Genomic DNA, 12345 nt, shown 5'->3' on the forward strand with positions numbered 1-12345 from the left:
TCCATGAAGGCTCGGTCGGAGAAGCTGAAACGCCTGGTCGCCGTTCAGCGGCACCTGGAGCGGATGGCGGAAAGCGAAGTAGCGGAGACCGCCCGGCAGCGCGTGGAACTTGCCGGAACGATCGACGTGGTCGTCGATGCTATGGGGTCGGCCCATCCGATGCATCGCGTGTTCTCAGGTCACTATTCCTCCCAACTCGGGCGCCTCGTGCACAAGGATCAGATGCTGCTTGGAATTCAGCAGGTGCACGAAGCGCGAATGGTGAAGGAGCGCGCCAAGGGCGACAGGCTGGAGGAAAATATGAAGGACGCCCGGTTGCAGGAGGACCGCGAATCCGCCGACAATTCGGTTCTCGATCTGATCGACCAGTATGTTTCGCTCGGAGCGCCAGCTTCCCGTAAGGTTGACGGGCGATAGTGGCTCGATCGACGCCCCAGCACGGGCATCATCTGGTTCACGAACATGGCGTTGCCCGGCGAACGAAGTGCCGGCCTCGGCCTTGAAAAGGATCTGACATGGCAATTTCCCCGCCCAGCGATCTGGTGATGGATGTCGTACGCGCGGCGGATCCGGCGGAGGTTCAAGAGGCCCAGGCGCGGCTCAAAGCCAACCGTGCCGCTTTCCAGGCGACCAGCCTTGCGGAAAACGGAGATGGGTTCGCGGCTGCGGTTTCGGTGCTCAACACCTCCGAGGGATCGAGCGGCCTTGGCGACATCAGCAACCGGGCCGAAGCGAAGAAGATCCCTGAGACCTATCGGAAATTCGAGGCAATGGTCCTGCAGAATTTCGTGAAGTCCATGCTTCCGAGCGACAGCGAGAACGTCTACGGCAAAGGCACGTCCGGCGACATCTGGAAGAGCATGATGGCCGAGCAGATCGGCGATGTGCTTTCCAAGGGCGGTGGGATCGGGATCGCCGATCAGATGGTTGGAGACGACGCCGCCGGCCAGGTGAATGCCTCGCTCGATGGCGACAGTCGGAATCTCGCCGCCGGGATGGTCCAGGAATATGAGCGCAAGGCGCTCGCGTCTTTCTTGCCCGATGACGAAAAGAAGAAACAGGCCTGATGTCAGGCTCCAGGGCTCTAAGGGCCGGGGGCACGAGATTCACAATCAGCGGGTGAGGAGCACCTCCGGTGTTCCGCATCTCATACAAAATTGGAACAAGCGGGCGGGAAAATGCCTGGGCATCGTTTCGCCCGCGCCCAGCGAAGTGCATATGGGGAGTTGATAATGGAAGCTCTGGCATCCAATGACCTGCGAATCCAAAACGTTCTCGGCCGGCTGGAGATGATTATCGACAACGAGAACAGCCGTATCGGTGCAGATCCCGAATTTGATCTGAAGACATCGAATGCTCACAAGAGCCGTTGCCTCTATGAGTTGACCATGCTTCATCGCGACGCCGGGCCGGGTGAGATTTCGCCCGCCTTCGCCGCCCAGACGCGCCATCTCAGGAACAAGCTGGAGGTCAACGCGCAGAAGGTCGCTGCGCATCTGGAAGCGGTTCGCTCCGTCGTCGACCTGCTCAAGACCGCCGCCCAGGATGCCGACGCGGATGGCATCTATACCGAAGCCCAGTTCCGCTACAGCGATTTCTGATGTTGAAGCTCGTCCTCACCGGGGTCTGGGTCTGCGTCGTCACGCTCGGATCCGTCTATTTTTCGATGCAGCATGCGTCGGCACCCGTGCTTTCGGATGCGGAGGCGGACCGGCGCGCGTCGCAGGAGTATGTCCCCGGGGAGATGATAACGGTGCCGTCCATCCGGGACGGGGCAGTGCAGGGTTATTTTCTCGCAAAGCTCTCCTTCTCGGCATCGCGGGAAGGTATCGCCGGGCTGCACGCGCCGCTGCGACAGCTCGTTACCGACGAGCTCTACGACATGCTCGTGGGCTCGAAGTTCATCGATGTCGCCAATACGGCCGCGTTCGACCTCCCAAGCTTCAAGCTCGCGGTCAGGGAAGGTCTCAACAAAAAGTTCGGAGGCGAGGTCATCTCCGAAGTTCTGGTCGAGCAGCTTGAATATCTCACCAAAGACGACGTCGAGCGTCTCGCCAACAGCCAGAACCAGCCGCATCAGAAGCCCGTGCCGATCGTCGACAGGCGCGGCAAAGTGGCCTCGGACCGCCTCCCGGAAGGTGCGGTGCAGGCGACGAGCGGCGGGCGCTGACGCACGCGTTGCCCGGAGCGAAAACGGTTCAGAACGTCGACCATATCAGGCCTTGTCGTCGTCTCGGCCACGTGTGTCGGCCGGGCCGATCCTTGCCGTCAGCCGCCCGATCGCCACGTGGAGAGGGTAGAGACTGGCCGCGGCAAGGCCAGTCTCGGCCCAGAGACTGACCCCGACCGGCAGCGATGAGATCAGCAGCCGCAGGGACTTGCGCAGCGACTTCAGCCGGCCCGTGAACGTCGCATCCCGCTGATGTTCCATAAGCGCTGAGATCGCACCTTTTTCGAGGCTGCGGGCGCGCGTCCATGAAGCCGTCGTGTGATGAGCAGGAACCGATTCCGCGACCCATGCATCCGCTGCCCATGCGAAGGAGAAGCCTTTCGCCCTGCATCTGTCGAAGAAATCCGCATCGCCGATGCCAACGACATTGAGAGCCGGATCCAGGAATGGTCGCGGCATGCCGTCGAGCACTCTGCGCGTGACAAGGACGTTGCCGGCGGAGTAGAGGGCAGGCACAGGTCCGTTCTGGTTATAGGGAGGGGCGAATACCGGGTGTCGCTTCCACTTCTGCTCCTGCGGGTGTCCGAAGACGGGAAGCTGCGGCCCGCCGACGATGTCGGCATCATGCGCCTCCTGCACCGCCATCAGGCCGCTCAGCCATTCGGGAGCGGCGACCTCGTCATCGTAGATGAAGGCAACGGCACGGACATTGGGGAAGAGGTCGAGGGCGGCCGTCAGCCCGGCGTTGCAGGCATGTGCATGCCCGAGGCGCCGCGCGACGGCGACGACGCAATCGAAGGAATGGCCGCTGAAGAAGTTCTTCGCCGCCTGCGCACCGGCAAGCCCCTCTGCGTCGTTTTCGACGACGATGGTCGCCAAGGGGACGTCCGGCCGCTGCGAGACGATGGTCTTCAGCGTCTTGACTATATGATGGGGACGCCGGAACGTCGGCACGACCACGACGAGCTCGATGTAGGCCGCATCTTCCAGTTTCGCCTGGAAGTGGATGAAACTGTCTTGGCCGTCCGACGTCATCGTCAAAGCCTGTTCGTGTTTAAAAGCAATTACTACAACAATCTTTCTGAACAGAGGTTGAATGGGAAAACAGCGTTTCGAATGAAGAGTTTACGCCCGGGGTCGGTATTGCAAAAGCCGGAATCGCCAGCGTGGCCGATCCGGATTCTTCTGTTCCGAAAAGGCTTGCATGTCGGGTGGAGAGGTCTCCTGCCGGTTCAAGGAACAACAACCCGGAGAACAGGTAGCACTTCCCTGCGGCCCGGGCACTTGCAATTATGCGTTTGGAACAGCATAGGGCGCATGCAGGCAATCGCCGGATGCGGCTTGAATTAGAGTGTGCCGCGTTCGGGACAAATCGGGAGATACCCCATGACGACTGTGATTGATGGCAAGGATGTTGCTGCTTCGGTCATCGAAACCGTAAAAACCGCCACCAGCACGCTGGAACGCGAAACGGGCGTGCGCGCGGGCCTCGCGGTCGTCATTGTCGGGGACGATCCGGCAAGCCACACTTATGTTTCGGCGAAGAGCAGGATGGCCAAGGAATGCGGCTTTCTGTCCGTCCAGCATACGCTGCCGGAGGAGACGTCGCAGGAGGAACTGGCGGCGCTTGTCGCTCAGCTCAATGCGGACGCGGCCATCCACGGCATTCTCGTGCAACTGCCTTTGCCGAAGCATCTCCGATCGGAGCCGATCATCCAATCGATCCTCCCCGAGAAGGACGTCGACGGCCTGCATGTGGTCAATGCGGGCAAGCTTGCAACCGGCGACCTCGAAGGTGGGCTGGTCTCCTGCACGCCGGCCGGTGCGATGGTTTTCGTGCGCCGGACGTATGGCGACGACCTCTCCGGACTCAGCGCGGTCGTGATCGGCCGCTCCAACCTCTTCGGCAAGCCGATGGGTGCCCTGCTCCTCGCAGCCAATGCGACGGTTACGACGGCGCATTCGCGCACCAAGAACCTTCCGGAAGTTTGCCGAAATGCGGATATTCTCGTTGCTGCGGTCGGTCGTCCGGAGATGGTCAAGGCGGACTGGGTCAAGCCCGGTGCGATGGTGATCGACGTCGGCATCAACCGCGTTCCTGCGCCGGAGCGAGGCGAGGGTAAGACCAAGCTCGTCGGTGATGTCGCTTTCAAGGAGTGCGCCGAGCTCGCAAGCGTGATTACGCCTGTGCCGGGCGGCGTCGGACCCATGACGATCGCCATGCTGATGGCGAATACGATCATCGCCGCCCATCGCAAAGCCGGCCGTCGGCCGCCGAAGTTCTGACGGCTGCCGCGCGACGCCGCACGACGCTACACAGTTTTCCCTGAATTGCGCTGGCGATCGGGTGCGGGCCCGGTCGAGGCTCGCACGATCAATTCGGCGCGCCAAAGCTCCTGCTCGGGATAGTCTCCCTGATCGAGGATCCCGCCGATCAGCCGCTTTGCGATGCGCGCACCCGCCGCGCGAAGCGAGGAGCGTGTCGTCGTCAGCGGGACGCTGAAGTTCTCGGGCTTCAGCATGGGCAGGACATCGTCATGGGCGATGAGCGAAATGTCGGTGCCGATGACGAGGCCGGCCTGGTTGATCGCACGCACCGCACCAAGTGCCGTCACGGTGCTGGAGCAGAGAACGGCGGTCGGCGGGTTCGGGCGTTTGAGAAAACGCTGCATGCTTCGGTAGCCGTGTTCGTCGGTCATTGCCGAGTGGTGGACGAGCGCCTCGTCGAGATTGAAACCCTTCTCCGCGAGTGCGCGCATCAGGCCCTTTTTCCGGCGGATCGCAAAGGTGAGGTGCTCCGGTCCGTTGATAAGAGCGATACGTTGATGTCCCAACTGCATGAGAAGCCTGGCAGCGTCGTAGAAGGCGCCGGTATTGTCCACATCGAGATACGGATAGTCCCGCGGCCCACCGATCGATCGGCCGTGAACCACGAAGGGGATGGAGAGGGCCTTTAGCATCTCGATGCGAGGATCGTTTGCGCGCATATAGGCGATGAAGACCGCGTCGACATTGCCGCTCGCCGCCAGGCGGCGGAACGTCGCCTCCTCGTCTTCGGGAGCACTGGGGTTCAGCACGAAGTGAAAATCATGCTCGACGGCTTCCTCCGCCAGCCCCGCCAGGAACTCACCAAAATGGATGTCGGAATCGATGCCAGACGCGATCGGCATGACGAGGCCGATCGAAAAGGCTTTCCCGGTCGCGAGGCGTTGTGCTGCGCGATTGGGCCTGTAGCCCGTCTCCCTGACCGCTTCCAACACCCGCGCCCGCGTCTCCGCATTGACCTCGGGGTACCCGTTAAGCGCCCGGCTGACCGTGGTCTGCGACAGACTGAGCAGCTCCGCTAACTGCTTGAGGTTGACCGCCATGCCCGAAATCCTCCCAAAGCGCTTTGAGTAATCTTTTTTGTTTTTCATGCTTCGGCAAGCACCTCCCATGTCCTGTATCATCGCCACCTCGTCGAAAAAAGCGAAAAGCCTGCATTTCGCGCCGCAAAACGTTGCCGCACGGCAAAAGCACGCGTCGTGTTTGATAGGACGGAAAGGCTCTTGACTCTTTCTCTGCGGCAATGGAGTGTGGAACGAGCTCAAAGCGCTTTGAGTTCGCGCCTGAATGCGCGCTTTGACGATCCGCCCGTGGCGTGCCCGCCCGGGCTTCTTTTTGGGGAGGACAAGAGGTGAAAAGATCGTTTCTGATCGGCGTGGCCGCACTCGCATTGCTTGCAGGAGCCGCCGGCGCTGCCGACCTGAAGTTCAAGCCGGGCGAGGATTCCAAATTCAATTGGGCGAGCCTGGAGGAATTCAAGAAGGGCCACGACCTCAAGGGTCAGACGCTCACGATCTTCGGTCCCTGGCGCGGCGAGGACGAGGCTCTGTTCAAGAGCGTATATGCCTATTTCGTCGAGGCGACCGGTGTTGAGCTGAAATATTCGTCCTCCGAGAACTACGAGCAGCAGATCGTAATCGATACGCAGGCGGGAAGCCCGCCTGATATCGCAATCCTGCCGCAGCCCGGTCTGATCGCCGATCTCGCCGCCAAGGGGCTCCTGACGCCGCTCGGCGACGAGACCAAGCAATGGCTTCTCGACAACTATGCTGCGGGCCAGTCATGGGTCGACCTCTCCACCTATAACGGCAAGGACGGCACGCCCGCGCTTTACGCTTTTCCATACAAGATCGACGTCAAGTCGCTCGTCTGGTACGTGCCGGAGAACTTCGAGGATGCCGGCTATGAAGTTCCGAAAACCATGGAGGAACTGAAGGCACTGACGGAGAAGATCGCCGAAGACGGCGAAAAGCCGTGGTGCATTGGTCTCGGTTCGGGCGGCGCGACCGGCTGGCCGGCCACCGACTGGGTCGAGGACCTGATGCTGCGGACCCAGCCCGCCGAGACCTATGACAAATGGGTGAAGAACGAGATACCGTTCACCGATGCGGCGGTCACGGGTGCGCTTGAGGAGTTCGGCTGGTTCGCCCGCAACGACGCCTTCGTCGAAGGCGGCGCAGCAGCGGTGGCGTCGGCCGACTTCCGAGACAGCCCGAAAGGCCTCTTCAGTTCTCCGCCGAAATGTTATCTGCACCACCAGGCCTCGTTCATTCCGTCCTTCTTCCCGGAAGGTAAGGTCGTCGGAGAGGATGCCGACTTCTTCTACATGCCGCCTTATGAGAGCAAAAAGGAGCTCGGCAATCCGGTGCTCGGCGCAGGCACGCTTGCCATGATCACCAGGGACACTCCAGCCGCGCGCGCCTTCATCGAGTTCCTGAAGACCCCGATCGCGCACGAGGTTTGGATGGCGCAGACGAGCTTCCTCACGCCGTATAAGAGCGTCAACGTCGACGTCTACGGAAATCCGCCATTGAAGAAGCAGGGTGAAATCCTGCTGAACGCCACGACGTTTCGCTTCGACGGTTCCGACCTGATGCCTGGCAAGATCGGCGCCGGCGCCTTCTGGACCGGCATGGTCGATTTCGTCGGGGGCAAGCCTGCTGCCGACGTCGCCGCCGGCGTGCAGAAGGCCTGGGACTCGATCAAGTAAAGTCAGGCAAGGCGGAGGGTGGGGGCACCGTCCGCCTTTTTCCTCGATTTCGGGCGGCTCTCCGGCAAGAGGGCCGCCGATGAAACGGCAGCGGCCGCTATACAAAGCGCCTGGAGCAGATTCCAGAGGCGTGAGAGGGGAGGAATGTGTCATGGAGCAGTTGATTGCTGCCATTCTCACGATGGTGGCCGGCGTCCTGGTCTGCGCAGCCTATTTCTGGAGCTCGAATCTTCTTCTCGACTGGATATTTCCTTGCAAAGGGAAATTCGGTGCCGCCGCCTCGCGCAACCTGCGCTTCGCGAACATGGTACGCCCCTGGCTGTTTCTCGCCCCGGCTCTGCTGGCGCTTGCGATCTATCTCGTCTATCCCGTCATCAAATCGGTCTTGCTAAGCTTCAACGATCGTGGAGGCCAGGATTTCGTGGGCCTGCGCAACTACCTGTGGATGATCAATGACGGCGAGTTCCGTCAGTCGATTTTCAACAATTTCCTCTGGCTCCTCGTCGTGCCGGCGCTTTCGACTTTCTTCGGCCTGATCATTGCGGCGCTGACCGACCGCATCTGGTGGGGCAATATCGCCAAGACGCTGATCTTCATGCCGATGGCGATTTCCTTCGTCGGCGCGGCCGTCATCTGGAAATTCATCTATGACTACCGCGCGGCAGGCTCCGACCAGATCGGCCTTTTAAATGCGCTCGTCGTCGCGCTCGGCGGCGAGCCCCAGGCCTGGATCACGCTCCCCTTCTGGAACAACTTCTTTTTGATGGTCATCCTCATCTGGATTCAGACCGGCTTTGCCATGGTCATTCTTTCGGCGGCGCTGCGCGGCATCCCCGAGGAGACGATCGAGGCGGCGGTCATCGACGGCGCCAATGGCTGGCAGATTTTCTTCAAGATCATGGTGCCGCAGATCTGGGGCACGATCGCCGTCGTCTGGACCACGATCACCATACTGGTCCTCAAGGTCTTCGACATCGTACTCGCGATGACGAACGGCCAATGGCAGAGCCAGGTGCTCGCCAATCTCATGTTCGACTGGATGTTCCGCGGCGGCGGCGACTTCGGTCGCGGCGCAGCCATCGCAGTGGTCATCATGATCCTGGTCGTTCCGATCATGATCTGGAACATCCGCAACGCGACCCGGGAAACGGGGGGGCACTGAGATGAATCCGTCTAGGCGTTCTCCGCTCACCTGGGCGGTGCATCTCTCCGTCCTGCTTCTGGTCCTGCTCTGGACTCTGCCGACCGCCGGTCTGCTGATTTCCTCCCTGCGCGACAAGGACCAGCTCGCCGTTTCCGGCTGGTGGACGGCCCTTTCCAGCTCGTCGCGAAACGCCGTCGCACGCGCTCCCTCGGCCGAGAGCCAGGTGGAGCGCGACGGCAAGTTCGTGATTTCCGGAAACCTGCTGGACGGGCGGGGTGAGGTCTCCGCCTTCGGCTTTTCCAGCCGTGAACCCACCAAGTTCGAGGCGGGAGAAACGGCGGAACTCAACGACGGCGAAAGACTGACGGTTCAGGCCGACGGCAGTTTTGAAATCGTGTCGGATCAACGAATGGAAGGTTCGCGAGGACAGCGCATCTTCTATACGGCCACGACGCCGCCACGCTTCACCCTGGAAAACTACGCCGAGGTCCTGAGTGCGGCAGGGATCGGCAGATCCTTCCTGAATTCGCTGACGGTCGCCATTCCTTCGACCGTCATTCCCATCCTGATCGCCGCTTTCGCAGCCTATGCGCTGGCGTGGATGCCCTTCCCGGGGCGTGCGATCCTGCTCGCCGCCGTCGTCGGTCTTCTGGTCGTGCCGCTGCAGATGTCGCTCATCCCGCTGCTGCAGCTTTATAATGGAGTAAGCGCCTTTTTCGGTGTTCCCGCCAAGACCTATATGGGCATCTGGCTTGCGCATACCGGCTTCGGCCTGCCGCTCGCCATCTATCTCCTGCGCAACTACATGGCCGGCCTGCCGCGCGAGATCATGGAATCGGCGCGCGTCGACGGCGCCAGCGATTTTGAAATCTTCGTAAAAATCATTCTGCCTCTGTCTTTCCCGGCGCTCGCTTCCTTTGCGATTTTCCAGTTCCTGTGGACATGGAACGACCTGCTCGTCGCCCTCGTCTTCCTCGGCGCGGGGAACGACGAATTGGTGCTGACCGGACGCCTCGTCAATCTCCTCGGCTCACGCGGCGGCAATTGGGAAATTCTTACCGCCTCAGCCTTCATCACCATCGTCGTTCCGCTGATCGTCTTCTTGGCCCTGCAACGCTACCTCGTGCGCGGCCTGCTGGCTGGGTCGGTCAAGGGCGGCTGATCCATTCGGACAAGGAAAACTGAACAGCATGACACTGAGCGAAACGACGAGCTCCCTTCTCGAGCCGGACAGGGACTGGTGGCGCGGAGCGGTAATCTACCAGATCTATCCCCGTTCCTTCCAGGACACCAATGGCGACGGGATCGGGGATCTGCAGGGGATCACGGCTCGGTTGCCTCACATTGCCGGGCTCGGCGCGGACGCGATCTGGATATCGCCCTTTTTCACGTCCCCGATGAAGGATTTCGGCTACGATGTCTCGAATTATGTCGATGTCGACCCGATCTTCGGCGCGCTCGACGACTTCGATGCGCTGATCGCCGAGGCGCATCGGCTCGGTCTTCGAGTGATGATCGACCTCGTCCTGTCGCACAGCTCGGACCAGCATCCCTGGTTCGTCGAAAGCCGGTCGACCCGCAGCAATGCAAAAGCGGATTGGTACGTCTGGGCGGATTCGAAGCCAGACGGAACACCTCCGAACAACTGGCTGTCGATTTTCGGCGGTTCCGCCTGGCAATGGGATCCAACGCGGCTGCAATATTACCTGCACAATTTCCTGATCTCGCAGCCCGACCTCAATCTGCATAATTCCGAGGTTCAGGACGCACTGCTCTCTGTCGCACGCTTCTGGCTGGAGCGTGGCGTCGACGGTTTTCGGCTCGACACGATCAACTTCTATTTCCATGACCGTGAGCTGCGCGACAACCCGGCTCTGGCACCAGAACGCCGCAACGCCTCGACCGCGCCGGCGGTTAATCCCTATAACTACCAGGAGCATATCTACGACAAGAACCGGCCGGAGAACCTGGAATTCCTGCAGCGCTTCCGTGCGTTGATGGATGAGTTCCCGGCGATTGCCGCCGTCGGGGAAGTCGGCGACAGCCAGCGTGGTCTCGACATCGCCGCCGAATACACCTCCGGTGGCGACAAGGTGCATATGTGCTACGCCTTCGAGTTCCTGGCACCGGATCAGCTGACGCCGCAAAGGGTGGCCGAGGTCCTGCGCGACTTCCAGAGGGCGGCTCCCGAAGGCTGGGCCTGCTGGGCCTTCTCGAACCATGATGTCGTTCGCCATATCAGTCGCTGGGCACATGGAGTCACCAGCCGTGATGCGCATGCGAAGCTGCTCGCCAGTCTGCTGATGTCGCTGCGTGGAAGCGTCTGCATCTATCAGGGCGAGGAACTTGCGCTTGCCGAAGCGGAACTCGCCTATGAGGACCTCAAGGATCCCTATGGCATTCAGTTCTGGCCCGACTTCAAGGGCCGGGACGGCTGCCGTACGCCGATGGTCTGGGAGAGCCTCCCCGATGGCGGCTTCAGCAGCACGAGGCCTTGGCTGCCGATTTGCAAGAGTCACGTTCCGGGGGCAGTCGCCGTGCAGGAGAGCGATCCGAACTCCGTGCTGCATCACTACCGCCGCTTTCTCGCCTTCAGAAAAGCGCACCGGGCATTCGCCAAGGGAGAGATCGAGTTCGTCGAGACCAAGGGGGCTCTGCTTGGCTTCCTTCGCATTCATGGCGATGAGAAGCTGTTCTGCCTGTTCAATATGAGCGACCAGCCAGCGACGAAGGAATTACCGATCAAGCGGCTTGAGCCGCTCGATGGTCACGGCTTCGTCTTTGAGATAATGGATCACGAGGTCAAGCTACCGGCCTGGGGCGCGTTTTTCGCGCGTCTGGCTTGAGAACTGAGGGGAGGGTGCCATGACAGGCCTGCTGCTGAAAAATATCCGTAAGTCCTACGGGGCGGTCGACGTTATTCACGGCATCAATCTCGAGATCAAGGAGGGCGAGTTCGTCGTCTTCGTCGGACCGTCCGGTTGCGGAAAGTCGACGCTTTTGCGCATGATCGCCGGACTCGAGGAAATAACCGGCGGCGACATGTTCATCGCCGGCGAGCGGGTCAACGATGTGCCGCCTTCGAAACGCGGCATCGCCATGGTGTTCCAGTCCTATGCGCTCTATCCGCATATGACCGTCTACGACAACATGGCCTTCGGCATGCGGATTGCCAGGGAATCGAAAGAGGAGATCGATCGCCGCGTGCGCGCAGCGGCGGACATGCTTCAGCTTACGCCCTATCTCGACCGGCTTCCGAAGGCGCTGTCCGGCGGCCAGCGGCAGCGCGTGGCCATCGGCCGGGCGATCTGCCGGAACCCCAAGGTCTTCCTCTTCGACGAGCCGCTTTCCAACCTCGACGCCGCTCTCCGCGTGGCGACACGCATCGAGATTGCCAAGCTCAGTGAGCAGATGTCGGATACGACGATGATCTACGTCACCCATGACCAGGTGGAGGCGATGACGCTCGCCGACCGGATCGTGGTCCTTTCCGCCGGGCACATCGAGCAGGTCGGCGCCCCTCTCGAACTCTATGAACGCCCGGCAAACCTCTTCGTTGCCCGCTTCATCGGCTCGCCGGCCATGAACGTCATCCCGGCGGCAATCACCGCGACCGGGCAGCAAACCGCCGTCACGCTCGCGGGCGGAAAATCGGTAACGCTCGACATCCCGACGAACGCCTCCGAAAACGGCAAGACTGCAAGCTTCGGCGTGCGTCCGGAAGACCTGCAGGTGACCGGGACCGACGATTTCCTGTTCGAGGGCACCGTCTCGATCGTCGAGGCGCTGGGGGAGGTGACTTTGCTCTATATCGAGGGACTGGTCGAGAACGAGCCGATCATCGCCAAGATGCCCGGCATTGCCCAGGTCGGCCGCGGCGACAAGGTGCGGTTCACCGCCGACAAGGCGAAGCTGCATCTCTTCGACACCAGGGGGCAAAGCTATCGGGCGTAGTTCAGCGGGGGGTGGATGATGGGCATTTTCGGCGTGAAGCCT

At 61.2% G+C, this 12345-nt stretch carries 12 protein-coding genes; 10 read left to right on the top strand and 2 right to left on the bottom strand.

Annotation, left to right across the window (positions count from 1 at the left end; genetic code table 11):
- Positions 1 to 3: 3 nt before the first annotated feature.
- The 4 genes from FB009_RS21360 (at position 4) to FB009_RS21375 (ending at position 2170) form a co-directional block, all read left to right on the top strand.
- Positions 4 to 417, top strand: a complete 414-nt coding sequence (locus tag FB009_RS21360; protein WP_011974494.1) for a hypothetical protein — start codon at positions 4 to 6, stop codon at positions 415 to 417.
- A 98-nt stretch (positions 418 to 515) separates the two neighbouring features.
- Positions 516 to 1067 carry a rod-binding protein gene (locus FB009_RS21365; RefSeq protein ID WP_011974495.1) on the top strand — a complete coding sequence of 184 codons (552 nt, stop codon included), beginning with the start codon at positions 516 to 518 and terminating at the stop codon, positions 1065 to 1067.
- A 165-nt stretch (positions 1068 to 1232) separates the two neighbouring features.
- Positions 1233 to 1601, top strand: a complete 369-nt coding sequence (locus FB009_RS21370; RefSeq protein ID WP_011974496.1) for a hypothetical protein — start codon at positions 1233 to 1235, stop codon at positions 1599 to 1601.
- Positions 1601 to 2170 carry a hypothetical protein gene (locus FB009_RS21375; RefSeq protein ID WP_102045697.1) on the top strand — a complete coding sequence of 190 codons (570 nt, stop codon included), beginning with the start codon at positions 1601 to 1603 and terminating at the stop codon, positions 2168 to 2170. Before FB009_RS21370 ends, FB009_RS21375 begins: the two co-directional genes overlap by 1 nt.
- A gap of 45 nt (positions 2171 to 2215) precedes the next feature.
- Here FB009_RS21375 and FB009_RS21380 read toward each other — a convergent pair whose 3' ends face one another.
- On the bottom strand, positions 2216 to 3205 hold the full coding sequence (locus FB009_RS21380) for a glycosyltransferase family 2 protein (RefSeq protein ID WP_011974498.1): 990 nt from the start codon (positions 3203 to 3205) through the stop codon (positions 2216 to 2218).
- 351 nt (positions 3206 to 3556) lie between these two features.
- Between FB009_RS21380 and folD the strand changes: the two genes are divergently transcribed.
- On the top strand, positions 3557 to 4456 hold the full coding sequence (gene folD, locus FB009_RS21385; RefSeq protein WP_011974499.1) for a bifunctional methylenetetrahydrofolate dehydrogenase/methenyltetrahydrofolate cyclohydrolase FolD: 900 nt from the start codon (positions 3557 to 3559) through the stop codon (positions 4454 to 4456).
- A gap of 26 nt (positions 4457 to 4482) precedes the next feature.
- Here the strand turns inward: folD and FB009_RS21390 are convergent, their stop codons facing one another.
- Positions 4483 to 5538 carry a substrate-binding domain-containing protein gene (locus FB009_RS21390; protein ID WP_024311136.1) on the bottom strand — a complete coding sequence of 352 codons (1056 nt, stop codon included), beginning with the start codon at positions 5536 to 5538 and terminating at the stop codon, positions 4483 to 4485.
- Positions 5539 to 5846: 308 nt separating this feature from the next.
- Between FB009_RS21390 and FB009_RS21395 the strand changes: the two genes are divergently transcribed.
- The 5 genes from FB009_RS21395 (at position 5847) to FB009_RS21415 (ending at position 12303) form a co-directional block, all read left to right on the top strand.
- A complete protein-coding gene (locus tag FB009_RS21395) occupies positions 5847 to 7205 on the top strand; it encodes an ABC transporter substrate-binding protein (protein WP_018010526.1) in 1359 nt (452 codons plus the stop codon).
- Positions 7206 to 7356: 151 nt separating this feature from the next.
- Positions 7357 to 8367 carry a carbohydrate ABC transporter permease gene (locus FB009_RS21400; RefSeq protein ID WP_127580519.1) on the top strand — a complete coding sequence of 337 codons (1011 nt, stop codon included), beginning with the start codon at positions 7357 to 7359 and terminating at the stop codon, positions 8365 to 8367.
- Position 8368: 1 nt separating this feature from the next.
- Positions 8369 to 9511, top strand: coding sequence for a carbohydrate ABC transporter permease (locus tag FB009_RS21405; RefSeq protein ID WP_011974503.1), 1143 nt, complete (start codon positions 8369 to 8371; stop codon positions 9509 to 9511).
- Positions 9512 to 9539: 28 nt separating this feature from the next.
- Positions 9540 to 11195 (top strand): beta-galactosidase BglA, encoded by a 1656-nt coding sequence (gene bglA / locus FB009_RS21410; protein ID WP_011974504.1) that lies wholly within the window; start codon positions 9540 to 9542, stop codon positions 11193 to 11195.
- 19 nt (positions 11196 to 11214) lie between these two features.
- On the top strand, positions 11215 to 12303 hold the full coding sequence (locus FB009_RS21415; protein ID WP_011974505.1) for an ABC transporter ATP-binding protein: 1089 nt from the start codon (positions 11215 to 11217) through the stop codon (positions 12301 to 12303).
- The last annotated feature ends 42 nt before the right edge of the window (positions 12304 to 12345 follow it).

The organism is Sinorhizobium medicae (genome assembly GCF_007827695.1).
GTDB classification, from domain to species: domain Bacteria; phylum Pseudomonadota; class Alphaproteobacteria; order Rhizobiales; family Rhizobiaceae; genus Sinorhizobium; species Sinorhizobium medicae.

Excerpts from the sequence above, each read along its gene's own strand:
- FB009_RS21415 (WP_011974505.1), top strand. The coding sequence starts at position 11,215 with ATGACAGGCCTGCTGCTGAAAAATATCCGTAAGTCCTACGGGGCGGTC.
- FB009_RS21370 (WP_011974496.1), top strand. The coding sequence starts at position 1,233 with ATGGAAGCTCTGGCATCCAATGACCTGCGAATCCAAAACGTTCTCGGC.
- FB009_RS21365 (WP_011974495.1), top strand. The coding sequence starts at position 516 with ATGGCAATTTCCCCGCCCAGCGATCTGGTGATGGATGTCGTACGCGCG.
- FB009_RS21380 (WP_011974498.1), bottom strand. The coding sequence starts at position 3,205 with ATGACGTCGGACGGCCAAGACAGTTTCATCCACTTCCAGGCGAAACTG.
- FB009_RS21405 (WP_011974503.1), top strand. The coding sequence starts at position 8,369 with ATGAATCCGTCTAGGCGTTCTCCGCTCACCTGGGCGGTGCATCTCTCC.
- FB009_RS21375 (WP_102045697.1), top strand. The coding sequence starts at position 1,601 with ATGTTGAAGCTCGTCCTCACCGGGGTCTGGGTCTGCGTCGTCACGCTC.
- FB009_RS21360 (WP_011974494.1), top strand. The coding sequence starts at position 4 with ATGAAGGCTCGGTCGGAGAAGCTGAAACGCCTGGTCGCCGTTCAGCGG.
- FB009_RS21390 (WP_024311136.1), bottom strand. The coding sequence starts at position 5,538 with ATGGCGGTCAACCTCAAGCAGTTAGCGGAGCTGCTCAGTCTGTCGCAG.
- bglA (WP_011974504.1), top strand. The coding sequence starts at position 9,540 with ATGACACTGAGCGAAACGACGAGCTCCCTTCTCGAGCCGGACAGGGAC.
- folD (WP_011974499.1), top strand. The coding sequence starts at position 3,557 with ATGACGACTGTGATTGATGGCAAGGATGTTGCTGCTTCGGTCATCGAA.
- FB009_RS21400 (WP_127580519.1), top strand. The coding sequence starts at position 7,357 with ATGGAGCAGTTGATTGCTGCCATTCTCACGATGGTGGCCGGCGTCCTG.